Origin of the sequence: Ramlibacter pallidus, from assembly GCF_015070875.1 — a bacterium.
GTDB classification, from domain to species: domain Bacteria; phylum Pseudomonadota; class Gammaproteobacteria; order Burkholderiales; family Burkholderiaceae_C; genus Ramlibacter; species Ramlibacter pallidus.
On sequence record NZ_JADDIV010000002.1, the window covers coordinates 587,198 to 613,305 of the forward strand.

A 26,108-nucleotide genomic window follows, 5' to 3' on the forward strand; every position below is an offset into this window, starting at 1 on the left:
GTCGCGGCCGAATCGTTGGCATGCCACCACCGGAGGAGACGAAGACATGAGCAAGATCCTGATCCTGGGCGCCTCGTACGGCTCCCTTCTCGCGTCGAAGCTGCTGTTCGCCGGCCACGAGGTGACGCTCGTGTGCCTGCCGGCGGAAGCCGACCTCATCAATGCCGAGGGTTTCCGCGTGCGCATGCCGGTGCGCGGGCGTGCCGAACCGGTGGAGATCGACTCGCGCAAGCTGCCCGGCAAGGTGTCCGCCGCCGGCACCGGCGACGTGAGCCCCGCGGACTTCGACCTCGTCGGCCTGGCCATGCAGGAGCCGCAGTACCGGTCGCCCGGCGTGCGGGAGCTGCTGGAGCAGGTGGCGCGCTCGCGCGTGCCCTGCATGTCGATCATGAACATGCCGCCCCTGCCCTACCTGCGCCGCATCCCCGGCCTGGACGCGGACGCACTGAAGCCGGCGTACACCGATGCGAGCGTCTGGGACGCCTTCGACCCGCGCCTGCTCACCCTCTGCAGCCCCGACCCGCAGGCCGTGCGGCCGCCGGACCAGCCGGTGAACGTGCTGCAGGTGACGCTGCCCACGAACTTCAAGGTGGCGCGCTTCGACGATCCGAAGCACACGGCGCTGCTGCGCCAGCTGGAGCGCGACGTCGATGCCGTGCGCTTCGCGGCGCCCGAAGGCCCGATCGAGCTGCCCGTGAAGCTGCGCCTGTCCGAGTCCATCTTCGTGCCGCTGGCCAAGTGGTCGATGCTGCTGGCCGGCAACTACCGCTGCATCACGCCCGACGGCATGCGCACCGCGCAGGAGGCGGTGCACACGGACCTGGCCGAGTCGAAATCGGTCTACGACTTCGTCTACGACGTCTGCGTGCGGCTGGGCGCCCGCGACGAGGACCTCGTGCCTTTCGAGAAATACGCCGCGGCCGCGGCCAGCCTGACGCGCCCTGCCTCGGCGGCGCGCGCTCTCCAGAACGGCGCGCCGTACATCGAGCGCGCCGACAAGCTGGTGCAGCTGGTCGCCCGGCAGCTGGGCCTGCGGCACCCGGTCATCGACCGCATCGTCGACCTGGTGGACACCCGGCTTCACGCCAACCGTGCCGAGGCCAAGTAGCATCGACGCTCCACTCCGGGAGCTCCCATGAACCGCCAGGTCGCCAGCGTCGCTGCCGCCTTGCTGCAGGCACGCCGGCAGCAGCAGCCCGTCGACGCCGCGCCGCTGGAGGCGCTGCTCCAGTCCGCCGACGAGGCCTATGCGGTCCAGGCCGAGGTGGCGCGGGGCAGCGGGTGGTTCGGCGAGGACGTGCCGCGGCACTGGAAATCGGGCGGGCCGTCGCGCGCGGCGGTGCTCACCCATGCACCGCTGCCACCGCAGCACGTGCTGCGCAGCCCGGCGGACATGCGCGGCATCCCCTTCAACGTGCGCTGGATCGAAGCCGAAGTGGCCCTGTGCCTGGCGCGCGACGTGAGCCCCGCGCACGCGGCGCGACTGCCGCCGGGCCCTGCCGGCGCGCTGGTGGAGGCGATGGCGGTCTCCATCGAGATCGTCGACTCGCGCTGGAGGCAGGCGCGCTCGGCCGCGCCGCTGCTCAAGCTGGCGGACCTGCAGTCGCACGGGGCGCTGGTGCTGGGTGCCTGGACACCGTACGAGGCCCGGGACTGGGCCGCGCAGCGCTGCGAAGTCCGCATCGGCGACGGCCCGCCGCAAACCTTCACCGGCACGCACTCGCTGGCCGACCCCGCGTGGCTGCTGCCGCAGTGGCTGCAGCACGTCACGCGCCATGGCGCGACGGTGCCGCAGGGCACCGTGGTGAGCACCGGCACCTGGTGTGGCCTGCTGGAGGCGCGCCCAGGGGACACGGTGCGGGTGGCGTTCGACGGCATCGGCGAAGCCGAGGTCCGGCTGTAGCACCCTCCATCGTCGCGGCGGGGACCGTGCGGCCCGCTGCGTCCCGGTGCAAGGCCGCCTAAACTCGGCCGTTCCTGAAATCCACCGGCCCCTTCCCTGCCATGTCCAACCCGCAGCGCACCGCGTGGCTGATGCTGCTGGTGCTGATCTCCGGCTTCGCCCTCAGCCAGGCCTTCCGCACCGCTGCCGCCATCATGGCGCCGCCGCTGCAGCAGGCCTTCGGCCTCTCGCCGCAGCAGCTCGGCCTGTTCGCGGGCGCCTTCCACTTCGCCTTCGGCGCACTGCAGCTGTTCATGGGCATGGGCATCGACGTCTACGGCGTGCGCAAGACCGTGCTGGCCGTGTTCCCGCTGACGGTGGTGGGCGCGCTGGTCACGGCCAGCGCCGACAGCTACGCCGGACTGATCGCCGGGCAGGCCCTCACCGGCATCGGCTGCGCGCCGGCCTTCCTGGTCTGCACCGTCTTCATCGCGCGCCGCTTCCCCGCGGGTGACTACGCCAAGGTGAACGGCGCGGCGCTGGGCATCGGATCGGTGGGCCTGCTGCTGACCGGCACGCCGCTGGCCTGGATCATCGAGGCCTGGAGCTGGCGGGCGGGCTTCGTCGCGCTGGCCGCATGCGCCTCCCTCGCGTGGCTGGCGATCCTGCTGCTGGTGCGGGAGGACTCCGCGGCACCCGCCGGCGAACGCATCAAGGTCATGGCGGCGCTGCGCGGCTACGGCGAGCTGTTCCGGCTGCCGCACACGTTGGGCATCATCGGCCTCGCGCTCTTCACCTATGCCTCCTTCCTGTCGCTGCGCGGCCTCTGGCTGGGGCCGCTGCTGATCGACCGCTACGGCTTCAGCCTGGTGGGCAGCGGCCACGTGGCCGTCGCCCTGTCGGTGCTGGGCATCGTCGGGCCGCCGCTGTTCGGCCGGCTGGACCCGGGCGACGTGCGGCGCCGCCGCTGGATCACCGGCTTCACGCTGGCCTGCATCGCTCTCTTCGCGCTGATGGCGCTGCCCCTGTCCGCGGTGCCGGAGGTGGCGCTGGCGCTCGGCATCGGCATCGTCTCCGGCTACATGGTCATGCAGTACGCGGACGTGCGCGCGGCCTACCCGGCGCACATGACGGGACGGGCCATGGCGGTCTTCACGATGGCGATGTTCCTCGGCGTCGCCTTGATGCAGTGGCTGACCGGGCTGGCCGCGTCCGCGGCCGCCGCGCTGCGCATCGAGACGTACACCGCCGTGTTCGGTGCCATCGCCTCCTTCCTCCTGCTCGGCCTGGCGCTGTTCCGCTTCCTGCCGGGTCCGCCGCCGGCCAGCAGGGCCGCGGGCGAAGCGTCACAATCGGCGGCATGAAAATCGCGAAAGACACCGTCGTCACCCTGCAATACAAGGTGGCGGAAGCCAACGGCCGGCTGATCGAGCAGAGCAAGGCCCCCATGGTCTACCTGCACGGCGGCTACAACAACACCCTGCCCAAGATCGAGGAAGCGCTGGAAGGACACGAGGCCGGCTACGAGACCACGCTGGACCTGCAGCCGGCCGACGCCTTCGGCGAGCGCGACGAAGCGCTCGTGCGCGTCATCCCCAAGAGCGAGTTCCCGCCGGGCGTGAAGGTCGGCGGCCAGCTCGAAGGCCGCACCGACGACGGCCAGCCGCACGTGTTCCACGTCATGAAGATCAAGGGCGCCGAAGTCCACCTCGATGGCAACCACCCGCTCGCCGGCAAGGCACTCAAGTTCACGCTGAAGGTCACCGGCGTGCGCATGGCCAGCGGCGAAGAGATCCAGCACGGCCACGTGCACGGCGAGCACGGCCACCACCACTAGGAACCGCCCTTGTGAACCGCGGCGGCGCCGCCATCTGACGACGATGAACACCTCTCCCGTCCTCGCCGTGCGGCCGCTCGGCTTCCCCTGGGAAACGGCCGACCCCTTCCTGTTCTGCGCGTACCACGACGACGCGTACCCGAAGGGCAACCCCGACATGGGGCCCGCGGCTTCGCTGGCCGGGCGCGACATCGGGCAGGACTTCAGCCGCAAGGACGGCTGGAGCATGTACCACGGCGACAAGGTGCCGGGCTTTCCGGCGCACCCGCACCGCGGCTTCGAGACGGTGACCATCGTGCGCAAGGGCCTGATCGACCACAGCGACTCGCTGGGCGCCAGCGCGCGCTTCGGCGGCGGCGACGTGCAATGGGTGACCGCGGGCCGCGGCATCGTGCATGCGGAGATGTTCCCGCTGCTGGCAGGCGAGGCGGAGAACCCGCTGGAGCTGTTCCAGATCTGGCTGAACCTGCCGGCCCGCAACAAGATGGCCCAGCCCCACTTCACCATGTTCTGGAACGAACAGGTGCCGCGCCGCGTGCTGGCCGACGCCGCCGGCCGCCACACGGAAGTCGCGGTGATCGCCGGACGCTTCGGCGACACCGCGCCGCTGGCGCCGCCCCCGGACTCCTGGGCCGCGCAGGCCGACGCCGACGTCGCGATCTGGACGCTGCGCATGGAAGCCGGTGCCACGTTCTCGCTGCCGCCGGCCGCCCTGGCGGGCACGCAGCGCACGCTGTATTTCTTCAAGGGCGGGTCGGCGATGGTGGGCGACCGCCAGGTGCAGGGCCCGGCCGCGGTCAGCGTGCAGGCGGACGTCGAGGTGGCGATCGCCGCCGGCGAGGACACCTGCGAGTTCCTGCTGCTGCAAGGCCGCCCGATCGGCGAGCCGGTGGTGAACTACGGCCCGTTCGTGATGAACACGCAACAGGAGATCGCGCAGGCGATGCAGGACTACCGCCGCACGCAGTTCGGCGGCTGGAAGTTCGGCGACAGCGCGCCCGTGCACGGGCGCGAGACGCCGCGCTTCGCGCGCTATCCGGACGGCCGCGAGGAGCGGCCGGGCGTGGCGCCAACGCCCGCTTAGGCATTTCGCTGATGGCTGCCCCGGCAGCCCGACGATAGAACTCCACCTTTCACACGGAAGGGGAGATCGTGATCCAGCGGAAGTTCATTTCGGCGGTGGTTTTGGCCGCCGCCTGCACCGGCGCACTCGCACAGGCACCGGCCTCCGGCATGCAGGGCAAGGCCGGCATGCCGGCCGCCGCCGGCAAGACGGCCCCGGCCGCACAGGCCAAGGTGCCGGACTGGCCGACCAAGCCGGTGCGCCTGCTGATCGGCTTTCCGCCCGGCTCGGTGCAGGATCTCTCCGCGCGCTCCATCGCCGAACCGCTGTCGCGCGCGCTCGGCCAGCCGGTGATCGTCGAGAACAAGGCCGGCGCCTCCGGCACGATCGCGGCCGACCAGGTGGCGAAGAGCACGGACCTGCACACCTTCGGCGTGATGAACAACAGCCAGCTCACCATCGCCAAGATGCTGAACCCGGCGGTGGCCTACGACCCGGAACGCGACCTCGCGCCGGTGGCGCTGATCGGCACCACGCCGATGGTGCTGGTGGTCAGCGCACAGGCGTCCGGCACGAAGCCGTCCGACTGGCTGGGTTGGCTGCGCGGGCTGGGCAACAAGGCCAGCTACGGTTCGCCCGGTACCGGCACGCCGGGACACCTGGGCATGGAACTGCTCAAGAGCCGCGGGGGCTTCGACGCCGTGCACGTGCCCTACCAGGGCAACCCGCAGATCATCACGGCCCTGCTCGGCGGGCAATTGCATGCCGCCCTGTTGCCGCCGGGACTCGCGCTGCAGCAGGTCAAGGCCGGCAAGCTCAAGGCCGTGGGTGTCACCGCCGAGCGCCGTAGCGTGCTGGCCAGCGACATCCCGACCCTGCGCGAAGCCGGCGTGCTCGGCTCCGACGTCGAACTCTGGACCGCGCTCGCCGGCCCGGCCTCGCTGCCGCCCCACGTGCGCGAGAAGATGGGCGCGATGCTGATCGACGTGGTGAAGTCGGAAGAGGCGCGCAACCGCCTGATCACCGTCGGCTGGCAGCCGACCCCGTCGACCGCCGAAGGCCTGCGCATGCGCATGAAAAGCGACGTGCGCAATTTCGGCGGCATCATCATGATGCGCAACATCCGCTCCGAGAGCTGAGCGGCGCACGCGCGGTCGGTCGCCAACCCGGCCGTGCCTGGCATGTAGGAGCCGGCGCGAGGCCACGCGCCGGCCGACTCCTACGCATGCGGTGGGCGCGCCTCGCCAAGCTGCGCCGCATGAAGAAGCTGCTGACCCTCCTGCTCGGCTGTGCCAGCATCCTGCCGGCCTTCGCGGCCTCCGACCTGTTCGCCCGCACCGACGCCAACCGCGACCGGCGTGTCACGGCCACCGAACACGTCGCGGCGGCCCGCGCCATGTTCGCGGCCATGGATGCCGACGGCGACCGCAAGGTCACGGCGGCAGAGATGAGCGCGGCGCAGCGGCGCATCAACGGGCGGGGCAAGCCGGGGCTGAGCTCCGCGGAAAAGATCCGCGTGATCGACAGCAACCAGGATGGCGTGCTGTCGGCCGACGAGCACGAAGCCGGCGCCGAAGTGATGTTCGCCGTCATGGACCGCAACAAGGACGGCCGGCTCACCCGCAAGGAATACGCGGCCGGCCACGCCAAGCTGCTGGCCAGGCGCTAGCGGCGCCGCCCCGGGCCGAGAAAACCCGCAGCGGCCGGCCGGGTCCGCTGCCTATACTGCGGCATGCCCGGTTCCGCCACGCTCCGCCCCGAAGAGCGCAAGCTCGTCGAGGGCGCCCGCGAACGCGCGGTGCGCCTGCTGCGCGACGGCGCGCCGCTGCGGGAAGTGCTCGCGCAGCTGACCACCGCGGTGGAAACCCTCGGCAAGAACCGGACGGTCGCTTCCATCCTGCTGCTCGACCGGGACGGGCTGCTGCGCAACGGCGCTTCGCCCAACCTGCCGGCCGACTACCTGGACGCCATCGACCGGCTCAAGCCCGACCCCAACCTGGGCACCTGCGCCGCCGCCGCCGCCACCGGCGAGGTGGTGGAGACCCCCAGCTTCTACGCCGACCAGCGCTGGGCCGAACTGCGGCACCTGCCGATGGCGCTGGGCTTCGTCGGGGCATGGAGCCGGCCGATCAAGGACCCCCAGGGCCAGGTGCTGGGCACCTTCGGCACCTACTTCCGCGAAGAGCGTCTGCCCACGCCCGCGGAGCGCGAAGCGGTCGAGGAGCTGGCGGCCGCGGCGGCCGTGGCCATCCGCGCGCACGCGCTCGGCTGAAGCTGCAGCGCCTGTCGCGGCGCCAGCGACAGGCATGAAAAAGGCGCCCCGCAGGGCGCCTTGCCGGTCCGCGAGTCAGCTCACTTGCCGGCCACGACCCGCACCATCTCCAGGCACTTGTTCGAGTAGCCCCACTCGTTGTCGTACCAGCTCACCAGCTTGACGAAGGTGCCGTCGAGCGCGATGCCGGCGTCCGCGTCGAAGATCGACGTGCGCGCATCGCCGCGGAAGTCGGTCGCCACGACCTTGTCTTCGGTGTAGCCCAGCACGCCCTTGAGCGGGCCCTCGCTCTGCGCCTTCATCTCGGCGCAGATCTCGGCGTACGTGGCCGGCTTCTCGAGTTCCACCGTGAGGTCGACCACCGACACGTCGGAGGTCGGCACGCGGAAGGACATGCCCGTGAGCTTCTTGTTCAGCTCGGGAATCACCACGCCCACCGCCTTGGCCGCGCCGGTCGACGAGGGGATGATGTTTTCCAGGATGCCGCGGCCGCCGCGCCAGTCCTTGTTGGACGGGCCGTCGACCGTCTTCTGCGTCGCCGTGGCGGCGTGCACCGTGGTCATCAGGCCCCGCTTGATGCCCCACTTGTCGTTCATCACCTTGGCGATGGGCGCCAGGCAGTTGGTGGTGCACGAGGCGTTGGAGATGATGTCCTCGCCCTTGTACTTCTGGTGGTTCACGCCGAAGACGAACATGGGCGTGTCGTCCTTCGACGGCGCCGACATGATCACCTTCTTCGCGCCGGCCTGCAGGTGCTTCTGGGCGCCGTCCTTCGAGAGGAAGATGCCGGTGGACTCGATGACGACGTCGGCGCCGATCTCGCCCCACTTCAGCGCGGCGGGGTCCTTCTCCTGCGTCAGGCGGATCTTCTTGCCGTTGACGACCAGCGTGTTGCCCTCGACGGCGATCGTGCCCTTGAAGCGGCCGTGCACCGAGTCGTACTGCAGCATGTAGGCCAGGTAGTCCGGCTCCAGCAGGTCGTTGATGCCCACGACCTCGATGTCCGGAAAGTTCTGCACCGCCGAGCGCAGCACGTTGCGGCCGATGCGGCCGAAGCCGTTGATGCCCACCTTGATAGCCATAGCGTTTACTCCTTGGATGACGAAAGGGTCTCAGCCGCGCTGCAGCACCGCGCGCACGGTCTCGGCCACGTTCTCGGGCGTGAAGCCGAAGTGCTTGAACAGGACATTAGCAGGAGCCGACTCGCCGAAGGTGTCGATGCCCACGACGGCCGCACAGCCGTATTTCCACCAGAAATCGCTGACGCCGGCCTCGACGGCGACGCGCGGCACGCCGTTGGGCAGCACGCTCTCCTTGTACGCGCGGTCCTGGCGGTCGAAGGTGGTGGTGCTGGGCATGGAGACCACGCGCACGGCGATGCCCTGCTGCGCCAGCTGCTCCTGCGCCTTCAGCGCCAGCTGCACTTCGGAGCCGGTGGCGATGATCACGGCCTGCGCGCGGCCGGCGCCGACCTCGCTGGGCTCGGCCAGCACGTAGGCGCCGCGGCTGATCTCGTCGAGGCCGGCCTTCGGCGCGTAGGGCAGGTTCTGCCGCGACAGCAGCAGCGCGGTCGGTCGGTTGGCGTTCGTTTGCAGCGCGACCGTCCAGGCCACCACGGTCTCCGCGGTGTCGCACGGACGCCAGACGTCCAGCTGCGGGATCAGGCGCAGGCTGGCGGCGTGCTCGACCGACTGGTGCGTCGGGCCGTCCTCGCCAAGGCCGATGGAGTCGTGCGTGAAGACGTGGACCACGCGGCGCTTCATCAGTGCGGCCATGCGGATGGCGTTGCGGCTGTAGTCGCTGAAGGTCAGGAAGGTGCCGCCGTAGGGGATGAAGCCGCCGTGCAGCGCGACGCCGTTCATGATCGCGGCCATGCCGAACTCGCGCACGCCGTAATTGACGTGGCGGCCGATCCTGCCTTCGGCCATCACCACGTCGCCGGACTGGTCGAAGCGCAGCGGCGGCGTGCTCCTGGTGTTGGTGAGGTTGGAGCCGGTCAGGTCGGCCGAGCCGCCCAGCAGTTCGGGCAGGGCGGCGGTGAAGGCCTCCAGCGCGATCTGCGAGGCCTTGCGCGAGGCGACCGTCTCGGCCTTGGCGTGCGCGGCGATGGCGGCGTCGACGGCGACCTGGGTGAAGTTCTTCGGCAGCTCGCCCTTCATGCGGCGCAGGAACTCGGCCGCCAGCTCCGGGTACTTCGCGCGGTAGGCGGCGAAGCGCTTGTCCCACTCCGACTCCAGCGCGTCGCCCTTGGCGCGCGCGTCCCACTCGTCGTACACGCCCTTGGGCAGGTCGAAGGGCGTGTGCTCCCAGGCCAGCGCCGTGCGCGTCAGCGCGATCTCCTCGGCGCCCAGCGGCTCGCCGTGCGCCTTGGCCGTGTTGGCGCGGTTGGGCGAGCCCTTGCCGATGTGCGTCTTGGCGACGATGAGCGTCGGCTTCTCGGCGCTGTGCTTCGCGCTCTCGATCGCGCGGCTCACGGCCTCGACGTCGTGGCCGTCCACCGGCCCGATGACGTTCCAGCCATAGGCCTTGAAGCGCGCCGGCGTGTCGTCGATGAACCAGGGCGTGACCTGGCCGTCGATGGAAATGCCGTTGTCGTCGTAGACCGCGACCAGCTTGTTCAGCTTCCAGGCACCGGCCAGCGCGCACGCTTCGTGGCTGATGCCTTCCATCAGGCAGCCGTCGCCCAGGAACACGTAGGTGTGGTGGTCCACGATGGCGTGGCCTTCGCGGTTGAACTCCGCCGCCAGCAACTTCTCGGCCAGCGCCATGCCGACCGCGTTGGTGATGCCCTGGCCCAGCGGGCCGGTGGTGGTTTCCACGCCCGGCGTCACGTCGACTTCGGGGTGGCCGGGGGTCTTGCTGTGCAGCTGGCGGAAGCCCTTGAGCTCTCCCACCGGCAGCGCGTAGCCGGTCAGGTGCAGCAGCGCGTAGACCAGCATGGAAGCGTGGCCGTTGGACAGCACGAAGCGGTCGCGGTCGAACCACTGCGGGTTCTTCGGGTTGTGCCGCAGGTGGCGGTGCCAGAGCGCGACGGCGATGTCGGCCATGCCCATGGGCGCGCCCGGATGGCCCGAGTTCGCTTGTTGCACGGCATCCATGGCCAACGCGCGGATCGCGTTCGCCATCAGGGAATCATTGGCCATCGGGGGCAGCTCCGGGGAGGAAGGGGGGAGAGGTCAGGGGAAACCCGGCATTTTAGATGACGAGCCAGCAGGCGGATCCCGCAGGTACATTCGGGGCATGAAGGGCCTGCACCTCACCGCCGACCTCTACCGCTGCCGCTGCGCGGCCGAATGGCTCACGGACGCCACGCAGCTGGGCGAGTGGTGCGTGGAAGCCGTCGAAGCCGTCGGCCTGCAGGTGGTCGGCCGCCTGTTCCATGCCTTTCCGGCGACGGAGCGCGGCCCCGGCGGCGTGACGGCCACCGTGCTGCTGGCCGAATCCCACGTCTGCCTGCACACCTGGCCGGAGGAACGGGCCGTGACCTGCGACGTCTACGTCTGCAACTTCAGCGGCGACCATTCGGCCAAGGCGCGCGGCCTGATGTTCGCGCTCGTCAACCGCTTCCAGCCGGAATGGACGGAGCAACGGTCGCTGGACCGGGGAGAGGAAGCATGAGCCTGGCACAGGCGATGGTGCTGGCCGCGGGCCGCGGCGAACGCATGCGGCCGCTGACCGACACCTGCCCCAAGCCGCTGCTGAAGGTGCAGGGCAAGCCGCTGATGGAATGGCACCTGGACGCGCTCGGCCGCGGGGGCTTCCGCGACGTGGTGGTCAACACGGCCTGGCTGGGCGAACAGATCGAGGACCGCTACGGCCACGAGACGGCCGAGGGCGTGCGCCTGGCGTATTCGCACGAAGGCCGGGATTTCGGCGGTGCGCTCGAGACCGCCGGCGGCATCGCGCGGGCGCTGCCGCAGCTGGCCGAGGTGTTCTGGATCGTCGCCGGCGACGTGTACATGCCCGGGTTCCTCTTCACGCGCGCGGCCTACGATCGCTTCGCCGACAGCGGCAAGCTGGCGCACCTGTGGCTGGTGCCTAACCCGGAACACAACCCCGGCGGCGATTTCGGCCTGTCGCCCGCGGGTCTCGCGCTCAACGCCACCGGCGAGCGGTACACCTATTCCACCTGCGCGCTGCTGCGCGCCGGGCTGTTCGAAGGCCTCCCGGCCGGCAACCCGCAGGGCGAGAAGGCCAAGCTGGCGCCGCTGCTGCGCGCGGCCATGGACCGCGGCCAGGTCAGCGCCGAGCTTTACCACGGGCCCTGGACGGATGTCGGCACGCCCGAACGCCTCGCGGCGCTGAACCACGCAAAATGAAGCCATGAACACCACCGTTCCCACCTCGCTCTACGCCCAGCGCCGCGCGCGCATGGCCGCGCAGCTCGGCCCCAACGGCATCGCGATCATCCCGACCGCTCCGGAGCGTCCGCGCAACCGCGACTCCGACTTCCTGTACCGGCACGACAGCTATTTCTATTACCTCACCGGCTTCACGGAACCGAACGCCTGGCTCGTGGTGACGGGCGAGGGCCGGAGCACGCTGTTCTGCCAGCCGAAGGACCTGGAACGCGAGATCTGGGACGGCTACCGGCTGGGCCCCGAGGCGGCGGTCGGCGCGCTCGCCGTGGACGCGGCGCTGGCGGTGACCGAGCTCGACGCGCAGCTGCCCAAGCTGCTGGAGAACCGTGGCACCGTCTGGTACCCCTTCGCCATCCACGAAGGTCTGGAGCAGCGCGTGGCCGGGTGGCTCAACCGGGTGCGCGCGCGCGTGCGCTACGGCGCGCTGTGCCCCGAGCAGCAGCGCGACCTGTGCGCGGTGCTCGACGAGATGCGCCTCGTGAAGGACGCCCACGAGCAGGACATCATGCGCCGTGCCGCAGCGATCAGCGCGCAGGCGCACGTGCGCACCATGAAGGCCTGCGCGCGCATGCTGCGCGAAGGCCGGGACGTGCGCGAGTTCCACCTCGACGCCGAGCTGATGCACGAATTCCGCATGGGCGGCTCGCAGTACCCGGCCTACAGCTCCATCGTGGCGGCGGGGCCCAATGCCTGCGTGCTGCACTACCGCGCGGACGTCGCCCCGGTGCGCGCCGGCGAGCTGGTGCTGATCGACGCCGGCTGCGAACTCGACGGCTACGCCAGCGACATCACGCGCACCTTCCCCGCCGACGGCAGGTTCACCGGGCCGCAGCGGGCGCTCTACGACATCGTGCTGGCGTCGCAGGAGGCATCGGTCGCCGCGACGAAGCCGGGGGCGCGCTTCACCGATCCGCACGACGCCGCGGTGCGCGTGCTCTCCCAGGGCATGCTCGACGTCGGCCTGCTGGACCGCAACAAGGTCGGCTCGGTCGACGACATCATCGAGCAGCGCGCGTATTTCGCCTTCTACATGCACCGCACGGGCCACTGGCTCGGCATGGACGTGCACGATTGCGGCAGCTACGTCGAGCCGTCCGAGGTGGGCTCCGTCAGCGAACGCAAGGACCCGCTTTCGGGCGAGACGATCCAGAACCGCCCCAGCCGCATCCTGCGGCCCGGCATGGTGCTCACGATCGAGCCCGGCCTCTACGTCCGGCCCGGCGAGGGCGTGCCGGAGGCGTTCCACCACGTCGGCATCCGCATCGAGGACGACGCGATCGTCACGGCGCAGGGCTGCGAGCTGATCACGCGCGGCGTGCCGGTGAAGGCCGACGAGATCGAAGCGCTGATGCGCGGCTGATCCGGTTCAGGCCCGCTGCCCGGCGGCGTGGCCGAGGGTGAAGGCCTCCTCGAAGACGGAGTAGCCGGCCCAGTCCGCGTGCGCGAAGTCCAGCCTGCCGCCGCTCGGCAGCGGCGCCGGGCGCGACAGGCTGCCGGGGATGGGCACCGCCATCGCATGCCCGAAGCGGGCCACCTGCACCTCGGTGACCAGGTCCCGCAGCCTGGGGTGGGCACCGGCGAGTTCGCGCAGCACGCGGTCGCGCCAGTGCGTCCACGGTTGCCGCAGGACCTCGCCGCGGGCCTGCAGGCCGGGAGCGCAGTACCAGCTGAGCACCGTCGGCCGCGGCCGGGGGTCCAGGTCCTGGTGCGAGGCCACCACGTACCCGAGGCTGCCCGCCTGGCCGTACACCACGTTGTCCCACGCCAGCGGCATGCCTTCGCCGCCTCGCGGTGCCCGCCGCACGTGCAGGTTCGCCACGACCCACGGCGCGTGCACGGTCCGCGCGGCCAGGTCATGCACCGCGGACGCGCCTTCCACCACGCGGGCGGCGACGAAGGCCGGCAACGCCACGATGCAGCGGGCGGCGTGCCAGCGTTCCACCTGTTGCGACCGCACGTTCCATGCATCGAGCTCCACGCCATGACGCTGCTCGGCGACGCGCAGCACGACGCGGCCGGCATGGAAGCGCTCGCCCAGCGGCGCGGCCAGCGCCTGCGCGAGGAAGCCGTTGCCTTGCGGCCAGGTGAGCAGGGCATCGCGTTCGTCCCCGCCCTCGAAGCCCGGCGGATGGAATCCGTGGCGCGCCGCGAAGTAGTGCAGCCCGGCGGCGGCGGACACCACGCTGGCACCGGCGCCGTAGTCGTCGCGGCAGCAGTAGTCGAGGTACCAGCGCAGGCGTTCGTCGCGCAGCCCCCGCGCGTCCAGCCACTGCGCGAAGGTCTCGCCGTCCCATGGCGCCAGCCCTGCGGGCCGTCGCAGCGGGATGCGGAACGCGCCCGTGCGGCGCGCCGCGTCGACCTCGCGGGCGAAGCGCACGTACTGCGCCAGGGTGGTGGCACCCGCGCCGTGCAGCGGCAGCAACCCCTCCTGCCACTGGCCTTCGAGGAACAGGCGTTCCTGCGGCGCGTGGCAGAGGTGGCGCTCGTCGTAGGTCCAGCGGCCCGCCACGCGGCGGCGCAGCCCCAGTTCCTCCAGCAGCTCCTGCACCTCGCGCGCATCGTCGCCGGGCACCGGCAGGTAGTGCGCGCCGAGCGGACACGCCACGCCGCCGACCCGGCTGCCGCGGCTGTTGCCGCCCGCGGTGTCCTCCAGGTCCAGCAGCGCGAAGTCCTCGATGCCGCGGCGGCGCAGCGCGCGGGCCGCGGCGAGTCCGGCGATGCCCGCGCCGGCGATGACGACCTGCGTGCGCCGCTGCACGGCAGGCGCCGGCCAGGCGCGCCGGTCGCGCAACAGGTGGCCCCGTTCTTCCGAGGCGCCACTGAAGCCGCCGGCGATCTCCGGCACGCGCGCGCATCCGGCCACGGCGGCCGCCGCGCCCGCGGCCAGGACCGCGCGCCGCCGGATCATGGCTGCAGCTTGCCCCACTCGCGCTCGTAGGTGGTCACCAGCGCCTGGTTGGACAGCCGGTTCACCTCCGCGGGAACGCGCGCCATGTCGCGCGGGAAGTCGAACAACGCCGGGACCCCGGCCACGGTGAGGAAGCGCAGTCCCTCCGGCAGCGCGTCTGGCCAGCGCCAGGGCCGGCGGCCGGCGAGGATGAAGCCCCATTCGCCGAAGCTCGGCACGTGCGCGTGGTACGGATGCGTGCGCAGGCCCACCGATTCGATCGTGGCCGCCACCGTCCAGAAGCTCTGGCGCGCGATCAGCGGCGAGGTCGTCTGCACCACCGCATAGCCGCTGGCGGCGAGGCGCTGGTCGAGCAATGCGTAGAACGCGTTGGTGTACAGCTTGCCGATGGAGAAGTTCGTCGGGTCCGGGAAGTCGACCACGATCACGTCGAAGGTCTCCGTGGACTGCTGCAGCCACTGGAACGCGTCGGCGCTCACCACGCGCACCTTGGGCGAGGCCAGCGCGCCGCCGTTCAGCGCCACCAGCTCGGGCTGGGTGGCGAACAGGCGCGTCATGTTCGGGTCGAGTTCGACCAGCGTGACGCTCTCCACCTGCGGATAGCGCAGGATCTCGCGCACCGCCAGGCCGTCGCCGCCGCCCAGCACGGCCACCTTGCGCGGCGCGCCGTGCGCGGCCATCGCGGGGTGCACCAGCGCCTCGTGGTAGCGGTACTCGTCGGCCTCCGCGAACTGCAGGTTGCCGTTGAGGAACAGGCGCTTGCCGCCGCGGCCCTGCGTGAGCACGATGCGCTGCCAGGGTGAGCTCTCCGCCAGCACGATGCGGTCGGGGTAGAAGCGGTCCTCCGCCAGCGAAGTGATGCGCTGCGACCCGGCGAAGGCCGCCCCAAGCACGCCGACCGTGAGCACGCAGGCCGCCGCATGCGCGGCGAAGCGGCGCAATTCGCCGCGGAACAGCCACAGGGCCCAGAACGCCACCAGCGCGTTCAGCAGCCCGAACAGCAGCCCGGTGCGGATCAGCCCCAGCTGCGGCACCAGGACCAGCGGGAAGGCCACGGCGACGGCGAGCGCGCCGAGGTAGTCGAAGGTGAGCACTTGCGACACCAGCTCGCGCAGGCCCACGTTGCGCTTGAGGATGCGCATCACCAGCGGGATCTCCAGCCCCACGAGCATGCCGACCAGCAGCACCAGGCCGTAGAGGAGCACGCGGAAGGCACCGGGCTGCCACGCGTGCGCGAGGAACAGCAGGGCGGGCAGGCCGCCGCCGACCAGCGCCACCAGCAGCTCGATGCGCAGGAAGTGCGCCGGCAGCTGCCGTTCGAAGAAGCGCGAGAGCCAGGAACCCACGCCCATGGCGAACAGGTAGGTGCCGATGATGGTGGAGAACTGCAGCACCGAGTCGCCCAGCACGTACGAGGCCAGCGCGCCGGCGGCCAGCTCGTACACCAGCCCGCACGCGGCGACGACGAAGACGGAAGCGAGCAGCGCCACCTCCAGCGGGCGCGGCCCCGGCGCGCTCATCCCACCACCGCGGCCGCGATGATCACCGACAGCCCCAGCGCCATCGCGCCGACCACGATGGCCAGCGCCATGTTCTGCTTCTCCACCAGTTCCTGCCAGAGGTCATAGGGCGTGAGCTTGTCGATCACGACGAAGCTGACCCAGAACACCAGCACGCCGACCAGCGCATACAGGATCGACCCGAAGAAGGCACTCGGCTTCAACCACTCCAGACCCATGATGACCTCCGTTGAAATTACTTGTGGGACCCGCCGTAGCTGCCCCGATAGCTCGAACCACCCGAACTTCCACCGCCGCCGTCGCGGTCTTCGTCGCAGGACTCCAGGATCGCCAGCAGCACCAGGATCACGAGAACGGTGAGCACGATGGTGCCGCAACCGGAGCCGCCACCGCCGCCCGAGGGGGTGGTCGGCCCGGCGTCGCTGCGCGCGAACAGCTCCTGCTTCTTCTCCAGCCCGAAGGCCGCCGCCACCGTCGCGGCCTTGACCTGCGCGCCGGCCGACCAGGTGCGCTCCCGCGGCGTCTCTTCCATCGACAACAGCTTGCCGCCGCTGGCGTAGTCGCGGTTGAAGGTGACCTGCCCGCGTTCGACCGGCCAGTAGAACTCGCCTTCGACGAAATTGGTTTCCGCGCGGTACGCGAACTGCTGCCGGTAAACGGTGCCCAGGTAGGTCGCGCTGAGCATGTCGTTCGACAGCTTGGGCGCGCCGGTGACCGGCTTGACGAGGCTCCAGCCGTCCGTCGCGTCCACCAGGAAGCAGAAGCCGCGCTGCCGGTTGTACAGGAGGTATTCGTCCCAGCCGAAGTGCTCGTCGGGATCGTCCGGCTCGGTGCCCATCCGGTGCTGGTAGCCGACCACCTGCCAGTGCACGCCCTGCAGGCGGCCGGTGCTGCCCAGCGGGATGAGCGGCTCGACCGGTTCGTGCTGCTCGGCGTGCCGCAGTTCGCCGCCGAGGCCCTGCGTCAGGTCGATGAGGCTGCGGCACGCACGGCAGGTGATGCTCTTGCTGTCGTCGAGACGGACCTCGACCGGCGCGCCGCAGTTCGGGCACGCGAACTGGCGTCCCTTCTCGACCTTCGCGCTTTCCTCGCGCAAGCCGGTGAAGCGCAGTTCCTCCAGCGCCACGGGCCGGCCGCGGGTGAGCCGCGGCGGCTCGCTGCCGTAGTCGACCGACAGCACCTCGTTGTCGGCGCTGCGCAGTTCGACCAGCGCGAAGGTCGCCTCCAGCGGCGGCAGGCGCGGCAGCTCGCCCTGCGCGGACACCAGCGCGGCCTGCTCGTTCGAAGCCACCGTGTAGGAGCGGCCATTGACGCTGGTGGTGGCGCCGATGCGGAAATGCTCCGGCCGCGGGACCTCGCGCTGCGTCGTCGCCGGCACGGCCATGACATACGCGCCGTTGTCCTCCGCCAGCCACGCCGCGCCGCCGTCCTCGAACAGGCAGTTCCATTCGGTCCAGGTGCCGCTGCCGCTGCGGTACTGCAGCCGGCCGATCACCGTGAAGGGACGCTGCTCCCAGGTGCCGCGCGCCAGCAGCTGCACCGGGCTGTGGTCGTCGAACAGTTCGGCCATGCGGCCGACGCGCGCCAGCGTGTCGCCGTCGCGCACCACGGTGCTGCGGCAGAAGCTGCATACGGCGTGCGTCGATTGCGCGCTGCGGAACTCGACCGGGGCGCCGCACCCCGGACAGGGCGCGGTGTAGCTACGCTGCGATGCCAAGGCTGGTCAGACCAGCTTCTTCAGGAGCTCCGCCTTCTTGGCGTCGAACTCCTCCTGCGTGAGGATGCCCTTGGCCTTGAGCTCGCCGAGCTTTTCCAGCGTGGCCATGACGTCCTCGGGCCGCACCGCGGCGGCGGCCGCGGCAGGCGGCACGGCCTGCTGCGCTTCGCCGCCCTGCAGGCCCTTCTGCAGGTTCTGCGCGAGCACCTGGCCCATGGCCACGCCGGCCCCCAGGCCCATCGCGTCGCCCGCGATGCCCCCGCCGCCCTGGCCCGCGGCCTTGGCGAACTCGGGAATGGACTGCGCCGTCTGGTACTGCATGAAGCGGCCCATGTCGTTGCCCACCATGCCCATGCCGATGCGCTGGTCCAGGAGCTTCTGCAGCTCCTCCGGCAGCGACACGTTCTGCACCGTCATGCCTTCGAGGCGCAGGCCGATCGCCTCCATCGCGGGCGCGAGCTCCTTCTCGAGGGCGCGGGCGAACTCGATCTGGTTCGCCGCCAGGTCCAGGAAGGGCACGCCGCTCTGCGCGATCGCATCGGAGAGGTGCTGCAGGATCAGGCCGCGCAGCTGCCCGTCGAGGTCGCCCACCGTGTAGCGCTCGCGGGTGCCGGAGATCTTGGTGTGGAACAGCTTCGGGTCCGCCACGCTGTAGCTGTAGTTGCCGAAGGCGCGCAGGCGCACCGCGCCGAAGTCCTTGTCGCGGATCGTGATGGGCTGCGGCGTGCCCCAGCGCTGGTCCACCTGCTGGCGCGTGCTGAAGAAGTAGACGTCGCTCTTGAACGGGGACTCGAACAGCTTGTCCCAGTTGCGCAGGTAGGTGAGCACCGGGATGGTCTGCGTCGTCAGCTTGTACATGCCGGGGCCGAACACGTCGGCGACCTGGCCCTCGTTGACGAAGACGGCCATCTGCGACTCGCGCACGGTGAGCGAGGCGCCGTACTGGATCTCCATGCCCGCCATCGGGAAGCGCCAGGCGAGCGTGCCGTCGCCCTCCTCCGTCCACTGGATGACGTCAATGAACTGCTTGCGGATGAAGTCCATCAAGGCCATGGTGCTGCCCTCCGGGTGTTGGTTCCGGGGAATGATAGCCCGGGCCCATGGCGGGCCGGGGGAGCCCGACCGGGGGATGGCGCGTGCCGCTCACACGAGGTTGCGCAGCTCCCGCAAGGCCACCGAGAGCATCGCCAGGTCGCTGCCCGGGCTGTCCTGCAGTTCGGCCAGCAACCGCTGCGCGCGCGCCAGCGCCTGCCGGTTCCCGGCTTCCCAGCGGTCCAGGATCTCTCCGGCGCCGCCGTCGGGATGGCCGATCGCCTCCAGCGCGATCGCCCGCTGCAGGTCGGCCAGGTCGTCGTTCAGCGCCAGCTTCGCCAGGCCGTGCCAGAAGCTGTCGGCGGGCAGCAGCTCGATCTGCTGGCGCATGCGCACGAGGCCGAGGCGTTCACCGACGCCCGCATGGACCTGCGCGGTGAGTTCCAGCGGCCGGCGGCTGGCTTCGGCGATCTCCGCGATGTCCAGGGCGAGGAAGGAAGCCTCTGCGGCGTCGACCTGCCCGGCCAGCGCCTCGGGCACGCCGGCCCGCAGCCACCGCGCGGCGCGCGGCGACGCGCCCGCGCGGCCGTCCGCCTGCGCGCGCAGGGCCCGCACCGCCGGCGCGAACCGGCTCACCTGCTGCTCGGTGGGTTCGAACAGGCGACGCGAACGCAGGAACCAGGTGGTGGCGCGCGTGACCAGCGCGCGCAGCGCGATCACCATGTCCGCCTGCACTTCGTCGGCCACGACGTTGTCCAGCGCCTCGATCTGCTGCCACAGCGGCACCAGCCCGAACACCTCGCGGCTGGCCAGGTAGGCACGCACCACCTGCGGCGGCGTGGCTCCGGTGATCTCGCCGAGCCGGTGGACGAAGGTCGGGCCCACCCGGTTGACCATGCTGTTCAGGACGTGCGTGGCGATGATCTCGCGCCTGAGCGGATGGCGCGGGATGAAGGCGGCGAAGCGCTCCTTCAGCTGCGTCGGGAAGTAGCGGTCCAGCGCGGTCGCGACCCACGGGTCCTCCGGCAGGTCCGAGGCCACCAGTTCGTCGTTGAGCCACATCTTGCTGTACGCCAGCAGCACCGCCTGTTCGGGGCGCGTCAGGCCGATGCCCCGCGCCTTGCGTTCCGCCAGGGCCTCGTCGTCCGGCAGGTACTCGATCGCCCGGTTCAGCTCGCCCTTCTTCTCCAGGAAGCGGATGAAGCGGGCCTGCTCCTCCAGCTGCGCGGCCGCCAGCCGCTGCCCGATCGACAGGGCCTGCGACTGGAAGTAGTTGTCGCGCAGCACCAGCGCCGCGACCTGCTCCGTCATCTGCGGCAGCAGCGTGTTGCGCTGCTTGTCCGTCAGCTCGCCGTCGGCCTGCGCGATCCCGAGCAGGATCTTGATGTTCACCTCGTGGTCGGAGGTGTCGACGCCGGCGGAGTTGTCGATGGCGTCGGTGTTCAGGCGCACGCCGGCCAGCGCCGCCTCGATGCGGCCGCGCTGCGTGAACCCGAGGTTGCCGCCTTCGCCCACGACCTTGCAGCGCAACTGGCCACCGTCGATGCGCACCGCGTCGTTGGCGCGGTCGCCCACCTGCGCGTGCGACTCGCCCGCGGCCTTGACGTAGGTGCCGATGCCGCCGTTGTACAGGAGGTCCACGGGGGCGCGCAGGATCGCCGAGATGAGTTCGGCGGGCGTCAGCTGCTCCGCGTCGATGCCGAGCACCGCGCGCGCCTGCGGGGACAAGGGCACCGATTTTTCCGAGCGCGACCAGACCCCGCCGCCCTGCGATACCAGCCTGGCGTCGTAGTCGGCCCAGGACGAGCGCGGCAGCTGGAACAGGCGTTGGCGTTCGGCGAACGAGGCTGCCGTGTCCGGCGCGGGGTCGATGAACACGTGGCGGTGGTCGAAGGCCGCCACCAAGCGGATGTGGGGCGACAGCAGCATGCCGTTGCCGAACACGTCGCCGGACATGTCGCCGATGCCGGCGACGGTGAAGTCGGTCGACTGCGTGTCGATGCCGAGCTCGCGGAAGTGCCGCTGGACGCTTTCCCACGCGCCGCGCGCGGTGATGCCCATCTCCTTGTGGTCGTAGCCCTGGCTGCCGCCCGACGCGAAAGCGTCGCCCAGCCAGTGGCCGTACTCCGCGCTCACCGCATTGGCATGGTCGGAGAAGCTGGCGGTGCCCTTGTCGGCGGCCACCACCAGGTAGGGATCGTCGCCGTCGATGCGCACCACCTGCGGCGGCGGCACCGTGCGGCCGGCCACCAGGTTGTCGGTCAGGTCCAGCAGGCCGCGCAGGTAGTCCTGGTAGCAGGCGATGCCTTCCTTCAGGTAGGCGTCCCGGTCGCTCGCCGGCGGCGCCTTCTTCAGCACGAAGCCGCCCTTGGAGCCGACCGGCACGATGACGGTGTTCTTCACCATCTGCGCCTTCACCAGCCCCAGCACCTCGGTGCGGAAATCGTCGGGCCGGTCCGACCAGCGCAGCCCGCCGCGCGCCACCTTGCCGCCGCGCAGGTGGATGCCCTCGAAGCGCGGGGAGTAGACCCAGATCTCGTACAGCGGCCTCGGGTCGGGCAGGCCCGGCACCTTGGCCGAATCGAGCTTCAGGCTCAGGAACGGCCGGCGCGGCCCCGCGGCGCCGCTGGTGCCCACGCCCGTGCGCCAGAAGTTCGTGCGCAGCGTGGCCTGCACCAGCGCCAGCAGCTGCCGCAGCACGCGGTCCTCGGACAGGTTGCTCACCTTCTCCAGCGCGAGTTCGAGCGCATGGACCTGCGACGCGGCCGCCGCCGCATCGTGCGACTGCGGATCGAAGCGCAGCCTGAACAGCGCCACCAGCATGCGCGCGATGGCAGGATGGGCCGCGAGCGTCGCGGCCACGGTCGCCTGCGACTGCGGAAAGCCGATCTGCTGCAGGTACTTCGCGTAGGCCCGCAGCACCACCACGTCCTCCGCCGCCAGGCCCGCCAGCAGCACGAGCCGGTTGAAGTCGTCGTTCTCCACCTCGCCGCGGAACACCCGCGCGAAGGCGTCCTCGAACAGGCGCGCGAGTGCCTGCGGCTCGCCCTCGGCGCTGGCCTGCGCTTCGAGCGCGAAGTCGTGCAGGAACACCGGGACGCCGCCCGGCACGTCGAGCCGGTGGTTGTCCTCGGTTAGCACCCGCAGTCCCATGTGTTCCAGCATGGGCAGGCTCTCGGAAAGGATGACCGGTGCACCGCGCCGGTAGACCTTGAGGCCGACGCGGCGCTCCGGCGCGCCGAGGGGCCAGTAGAACGCCAGGCCCAGCGGCGCCTCCGCCGTGAGCCCCTCGAGCTTGCGGATGTCGTGCACCGCGGTGCGCGCCGGCACGCGGTCCCGGTAGCCGGCGGGGAAGGACGCGCCCCAGCGGCGCTCCAGCGTCAGCCCCGCGGCTTCGCCTTCCGTGTCCACCAGCGCGTCGCGCAGGTCGTCGTCCCAGCGCCGCGCCGCGGCCGCCAGCTTGCGCTCCAGCGCCTTGCGGTCCACCTGCGGCATCGGTTTGGGCGCCACCCGCACGGTGAAGTGGATGCGCGCCAGCTGCGTGCCGGAGAGCAGCACGTCGAAATCGACGTGCGTGCCGCCCAGCGCCTCCAGCAGGATGCGCTGGAACTTCAGGCGCAGCTGCGTGGAGAAAGCCTCGCGCGGCACGAACAGCAGGCAGGAGACGAAGCGGTCGAACGGGTCCTGCCACGTGAACAGCCGCAGCCGGTGCCGCTCGCCCAGCGCGAGGATGCCGGTGGCGGTGTCGTACAGGTCCTCGGGCGCGATCTGGAACAGGTCGTCGCGCGGGAAGGTCTCCAGCGTGTGCTGCAGCGCCTTCGAAAGGTGGCCTCCGGGCGGGAAGCCCGCGCGCTGCGCCACCGCCGCCACCTTGCGGCGCAGCAGCGGCGTGTCGCCGACCGGCGTGGAATAGGCCGTGGACGTGAAGAGGCCGATGAAGCGGTGCTCGCCCACCACGCGTCCTTCGGCATCGAAGCGCTTGACGCCCACGTAGTCGGTGTAGCCGTCGCGGTGCACCGTGGACCGCGTGTTGGCCTTGGTGACGACCAGCTGCGGCGACACGGCGCGCGCCTGGGCGCGGGCCGACGGCGGCAGCGCGGCGAAGCTGGCCGACGCGGCCTCCTCGCCTTCGCGCAGCAGGCCCAGGCCGCTGCCCGCCACCGGCTGCAGCGCCAGCGCGCCGTCCTGCTCCACCAGGTCGTGGCAACGGTACCCGAGCAGCGTGAAATGCTCGTCCGCCAGCCACTGCAGGAAGGCGCGGCTCTCCTGCGCTTCCTCGCGCGGCACCGCGGCGGGCGCCTGCCCCAGTTCCGCGCCTGCCTGCTGCAGCCGGTCCACCATCGGCTTCCAGTCGCTGACCGCGGCGCGCACGTCCCGGAGCACCGCTTCGATGCCGCGGCACAGGGCGGCGCGCTGCTCGGTGTCCACCATGCGGTCCACTTCGATGTACATCCAGGATTCGCGGGCGGCCTGCGGCGCCTCGGCGGGAGGCTGCATCGATTGCAGCACGCCGGCGGCGTCGCGCTCCACCGCCAGGATCGGGTGCACGACGAGGTGCAGCGACAGGCCATGGCGCGTGATCTCGAGCGAGACGGAGTCGACGAGGAAGGGCATGTCGTCGTTGACGACCTGGACGACGCTGTGGCGCGAGCCCCAGCCGTCCTCGCCGTGGACGGGGCTGAACACGCGCACCCGCGGCTGGCCGGGGCGGCGTTGCGCCGCCAGCTGCCGGTGCGAGAGCACGGCGCCCAGCAGGTCCTCGGGGGAGCGCTCCTCGAGGTCGTCGGCGTCGACCTGGCGGAAGTATTCGCGCACCAGGCGCGTGGGCGCCTCGCGCGCGGCCGGGGCGGGATGCGCCTGCGCGGCGGCGAGGATGGCGGCGATGCGCTCGGCGCGGCGGTCGTTTTCGGGGGCAGCCATGTTGGTTTTCTCCTGTGGCCCGGGCGACTGTAGGCGCGCGGGGTGGCGCACGGCCAATGCCCTTTGGAGGCGCGCGGATGCACATGATGCATGGGGCGGCACGGGCGGGTGCGGCAACACGGCATGCCCGATACGCATAGTTCCGTACTAGGGTTTTCCCAAAGGGCGAGGTCTACAATCCGTTTCCCTTCGCCAAGAACAAGGGGCGCCCGTCCTGACCCGCGCCCCCAGGAGACCGGATTCCATGTCCATGCCCGCCCCGGCCAGCAAAGACAAGCGCGCGGAACTGCGCCAGGCCGCCCTCGAATACCACGAGCATCCCACCCCCGGCAAGATCGCGATCGCCGCCACCAAGCAGCTGATCAACCAGCACGACCTGTCGCTGGCCTATTCGCCCGGCGTCGCCTCGCCCTGCGAGGAGATCGTCAAGGACCCGACCGCCGCCTTCCGCTACACCGCGCGCGGCAACCTGGTGGCCGTGATCACCAACGGCACCGCGGTGCTGGGCCTGGGCGACATCGGCCCGCTGGCCGCCAAGCCGGTGATGGAAGGCAAGGGCGTCCTGTTCAAGAAGTTCGCCGGCATCGACGTCTTCGACATCGAGATCAACGAGAAGGACAACCTCGACAAGCTGGTCGACGTGATCGCCGCGCTCGAGCCCACCTTCGGCGGCATCAACCTCGAGGACATCAAGGCGCCGGACTGCTTCTACGTCGAGCGCAAGCTGCGCGAGCGCATGAAGATCCCGGTCTTCCACGACGACCAGCACGGCACCGCCATCGTGGTGGGCGCGGCCATCATCAACGGCCTGAAGGTCGTGGGCAAGAAGCTCGAGGACGTGAAGCTGGTCACCTCCGGCGCCGGCGCCGCGGCGCTCGCGTGCCTGGGCCTGCTGGTCAAGCTGGGCCTGCCGCGCAAGAACATCTTCGTCACCGACCTGGCCGGCGTGGTGTACGAGGGCCGCAAGGAGCTGATGGACGAGGACAAGATCCAGTTCGCCCAGCCCACCAGCGCGCGCACGCTGACCGAGGTGATGGACGACGCCGACGTGTTCCTCGGCCTGTCGGCCGGCGGCGTGCTCAAGCCGGAGATGGTCAAGAAGATGGCGGCCAACCCGCTGATCCTCGCGCTGGCCAACCCGAACCCCGAGATCTCGCCGGAAGACGCGAAGGCGGCGCGCGCCGACTGCATCATCGCCACCGGCCGCACCGACTACCCGAACCAGGTCAACAACGTCCTGTGCTTCCCCTACATCTTCCGCGGCGCGCTCGATTCCGGCGCGACCACGATCACGATGGAGATGGAGATCGCGGCGGTGTACGCCATCGCCGAACTGGCGCAGGCGGAGCAGAGCGAAGTCGTGGCCGCGGCCTACGCGGGCCAGCAGCTGTCCTTCGGGCCGGACTACCTGATCCCCAAGCCCTTCGATCCGCGGCTGATGATCAAGATCGCGCCCGCGGTGGCCAAGGCCGCGGAGGAAAGCGGCGTCGCGCTGCGGCCGATCAAGGACATGGACGCCTACCGCGACAAGCTGCAAAGCTTCGTCTACGCGTCCGGCACGATCATGAAGCCGATCTTCACCGCGGCCAAGACGGCGGCGAAGAAGAAGGTCGTGTACTGCGAAGGCGAGGAAGAGCGCGTGCTGCGCGCGGCGCAGATCGTGGTGGACGAGAACGTCGCCCGGCCGACGCTGATCGGCCGGCCGAAGATCATCGCCCAGCGCGTGGAGAAGTTTGGCCTGCGCCTGCAGGAAGGGCGCGACTACGACGTGGTGAACACCGACCAGGACGAGCGTTACCGCGACTTCTGGCAGACCTACCACCGCATGACCGACCGCAAGGGCGTGACGGCGCAGATGGCCAAGATCGAGATGCGCCGCCGCCTGACCCTGATCGGCGCGATGCTGCTGCACAAGGAGCAGGTCGACGGGATGATCTGCGGCACCTGGGGCACGACCGACATCCACCTGCGCTACATCGACCAGGTGATCGGCAAGCGGCCCGGCGTCAATACCTATGCCGCCATGAACGGGCTGATGCTGCCGAACCGGCAGGTCTTCCTGGTCGACACCCACGTCAACTACGACCCGGACGCGGCGCAGCTGTGCGAGATCACGCTGCTGGCGGCCGAGGAGCTGCTGCGCTTCGGCCTCAAGCCCAAGGTCGCCCTCCTGAGCCACTCCAATTTCGGCAGCAGCAACCACCCCAGCGCGCACAAGATGCGCCAGACGCTGGACCTGCTGCGGGAACAGGCGCCCTGGCTGGAGGTGGACGGCGAGATGCACGGCGACATCGCCCTGGACGGCCACGCCCGCGACGTCCTGATGCCGCACTCCACCCTGTCCGGCGACGCCAACCTGCTGGTCCTGCCGAACATCGACGCCGCCAACATCTCCTACAACCTGCTCAAGACGGCGGCGGGCGGCAACATCGCGATCGGGCCGGTCCTGCTCGGGGCGGCCAAGCCGGTGCATATCCTGACGGCGAGCACCACGGTGCGGCGCATCGTCAACATGACTGCGCTCACTGTCGCGGACGCCAACGCGGCGCGATAAGGCTTCATTAGACAGCTGGCACTAACTTAAGAGTGCCGCGAA

General features: G+C 70.7%; 20 protein-coding genes. 12 read left to right on the forward strand and 8 right to left on the reverse strand.

What is annotated here, in order from left to right; translation table 11 throughout:
- The first annotated feature begins 46 nt into the window (after positions 1-46).
- From IM787_RS07705 to IM787_RS07740, 8 genes are all read left to right on the forward strand, one after another.
- A complete protein-coding gene (locus IM787_RS07705; protein WP_193676052.1) occupies positions 47-1,108 on the forward strand; it encodes a ketopantoate reductase family protein in 1,062 nt (353 codons plus the stop codon).
- A gap of 27 nt (positions 1,109-1,135) precedes the next feature.
- Entirely contained in the window at positions 1,136-1,903 is a 768-nt protein-coding gene (locus tag IM787_RS07710) for a fumarylacetoacetate hydrolase family protein (RefSeq protein ID WP_193676053.1), read from the forward strand.
- Positions 1,904-2,004: 101 nt separating this feature from the next.
- Positions 2,005-3,246, forward strand: a complete 1,242-nt coding sequence (locus IM787_RS07715) for an MFS transporter (RefSeq protein WP_227494162.1) — start codon at positions 2,005-2,007, stop codon at positions 3,244-3,246.
- Positions 3,243-3,719: an FKBP-type peptidyl-prolyl cis-trans isomerase gene (locus IM787_RS07720; RefSeq protein ID WP_193676054.1), complete on the forward strand. Its 477-nt coding sequence runs from the start codon at positions 3,243-3,245 to the stop codon at positions 3,717-3,719. Before IM787_RS07715 ends, IM787_RS07720 begins: the two co-directional genes overlap by 4 nt.
- Positions 3,720-3,762: 43 nt before the next feature.
- A complete protein-coding gene (locus tag IM787_RS07725) occupies positions 3,763-4,803 on the forward strand; it encodes a pirin family protein (RefSeq protein ID WP_193676055.1) in 1,041 nt (346 codons plus the stop codon).
- Between the two features lie 68 nt (positions 4,804-4,871).
- Positions 4,872-5,921 carry a Bug family tripartite tricarboxylate transporter substrate binding protein gene (locus tag IM787_RS07730; RefSeq protein ID WP_354004371.1) on the forward strand — a complete coding sequence of 350 codons (1,050 nt, stop codon included), beginning with the start codon at positions 4,872-4,874 and terminating at the stop codon, positions 5,919-5,921.
- Positions 5,922-6,007: 86 nt separating this feature from the next.
- Positions 6,008-6,451, forward strand: a complete 444-nt coding sequence (locus tag IM787_RS07735) for an EF-hand domain-containing protein (RefSeq protein WP_193676056.1) — start codon at positions 6,008-6,010, stop codon at positions 6,449-6,451.
- Positions 6,452-6,514: 63 nt separating this feature from the next.
- On the forward strand, positions 6,515-7,054 hold the full coding sequence (locus IM787_RS07740) for a GAF domain-containing protein (RefSeq protein WP_193676057.1): 540 nt from the start codon (positions 6,515-6,517) through the stop codon (positions 7,052-7,054).
- An 80-nt stretch (positions 7,055-7,134) separates the two neighbouring features.
- Here the strand turns inward: IM787_RS07740 and gap are convergent, their stop codons facing one another.
- Together gap and tkt are read right to left on the reverse strand one after the other, a co-directional pair.
- On the reverse strand, positions 7,135-8,136 hold the full coding sequence (gene gap / locus IM787_RS07745) for a type I glyceraldehyde-3-phosphate dehydrogenase (RefSeq protein ID WP_193676058.1): 1,002 nt from the start codon (positions 8,134-8,136) through the stop codon (positions 7,135-7,137).
- A gap of 30 nt (positions 8,137-8,166) precedes the next feature.
- Positions 8,167-10,197: a transketolase gene (tkt, locus tag IM787_RS07750; protein ID WP_193676059.1), complete on the reverse strand. Its 2,031-nt coding sequence runs from the start codon at positions 10,195-10,197 to the stop codon at positions 8,167-8,169.
- Between the two features lie 97 nt (positions 10,198-10,294).
- Between tkt and IM787_RS07755 the strand changes: the two genes are divergently transcribed.
- Genes IM787_RS07755 through IM787_RS07765 form a run of 3 tightly spaced genes read left to right on the forward strand, consistent with a single transcriptional unit; the run spans position 10,295 to position 12,775 of the window.
- On the forward strand, positions 10,295-10,672 hold the full coding sequence (locus IM787_RS07755; RefSeq protein WP_193676060.1) for an S-adenosylmethionine decarboxylase family protein: 378 nt from the start codon (positions 10,295-10,297) through the stop codon (positions 10,670-10,672).
- A complete protein-coding gene (murU, locus tag IM787_RS07760) occupies positions 10,669-11,373 on the forward strand; it encodes an N-acetylmuramate alpha-1-phosphate uridylyltransferase MurU (protein WP_227494163.1) in 705 nt (234 codons plus the stop codon). The genes IM787_RS07755 and murU overlap by 4 nt, the downstream gene beginning before the upstream one ends.
- A 4-nt stretch (positions 11,374-11,377) precedes the next feature.
- Positions 11,378-12,775 carry an aminopeptidase P N-terminal domain-containing protein gene (locus tag IM787_RS07765; RefSeq protein WP_193676061.1) on the forward strand — a complete coding sequence of 466 codons (1,398 nt, stop codon included), beginning with the start codon at positions 11,378-11,380 and terminating at the stop codon, positions 12,773-12,775.
- Positions 12,776-12,781: 6 nt separating this feature from the next.
- Here IM787_RS07765 and IM787_RS07770 read toward each other — a convergent pair whose 3' ends face one another.
- From IM787_RS07770 to IM787_RS07795, 6 genes are all read right to left on the reverse strand, one after another.
- On the reverse strand, positions 12,782-14,323 hold the full coding sequence (locus IM787_RS07770; protein WP_193676062.1) for an FAD-dependent oxidoreductase: 1,542 nt from the start codon (positions 14,321-14,323) through the stop codon (positions 12,782-12,784).
- A complete protein-coding gene (locus IM787_RS07775) occupies positions 14,320-15,843 on the reverse strand; it encodes a polyamine aminopropyltransferase (protein WP_193676063.1) in 1,524 nt (507 codons plus the stop codon). Before IM787_RS07775 ends, IM787_RS07770 begins: the two co-directional genes overlap by 4 nt.
- A complete protein-coding gene (locus IM787_RS07780; RefSeq protein ID WP_193676064.1) occupies positions 15,840-16,061 on the reverse strand; it encodes a DUF350 domain-containing protein in 222 nt (73 codons plus the stop codon). Before IM787_RS07780 ends, IM787_RS07775 begins: the two co-directional genes overlap by 4 nt.
- Before the next feature lie 17 nt (positions 16,062-16,078).
- Positions 16,079-17,560 carry a DUF4178 domain-containing protein gene (locus tag IM787_RS07785; protein WP_193676065.1) on the reverse strand — a complete coding sequence of 494 codons (1,482 nt, stop codon included), beginning with the start codon at positions 17,558-17,560 and terminating at the stop codon, positions 16,079-16,081.
- Between the two features lie 6 nt (positions 17,561-17,566).
- Entirely contained in the window at positions 17,567-18,613 is a 1,047-nt protein-coding gene (locus tag IM787_RS07790) for an SPFH domain-containing protein (RefSeq protein WP_193676066.1), read from the reverse strand.
- A 90-nt stretch (positions 18,614-18,703) separates the two neighbouring features.
- The gene (locus tag IM787_RS07795; RefSeq protein ID WP_193676067.1) at positions 18,704-23,512 is read right to left on the reverse strand and encodes an NAD-glutamate dehydrogenase; all 4,809 of its coding nucleotides are present in this window, start codon (positions 23,510-23,512) and stop codon (positions 18,704-18,706) included.
- Between the two features lie 244 nt (positions 23,513-23,756).
- On the opposite strand from IM787_RS07795, the gene IM787_RS07800 reads away from it, so the two are divergent.
- Entirely contained in the window at positions 23,757-26,066 is a 2,310-nt protein-coding gene (locus IM787_RS07800) for an NADP-dependent malic enzyme (RefSeq protein WP_435531147.1), read from the forward strand.
- Positions 26,067-26,108 lie beyond the last annotated feature (42 nt).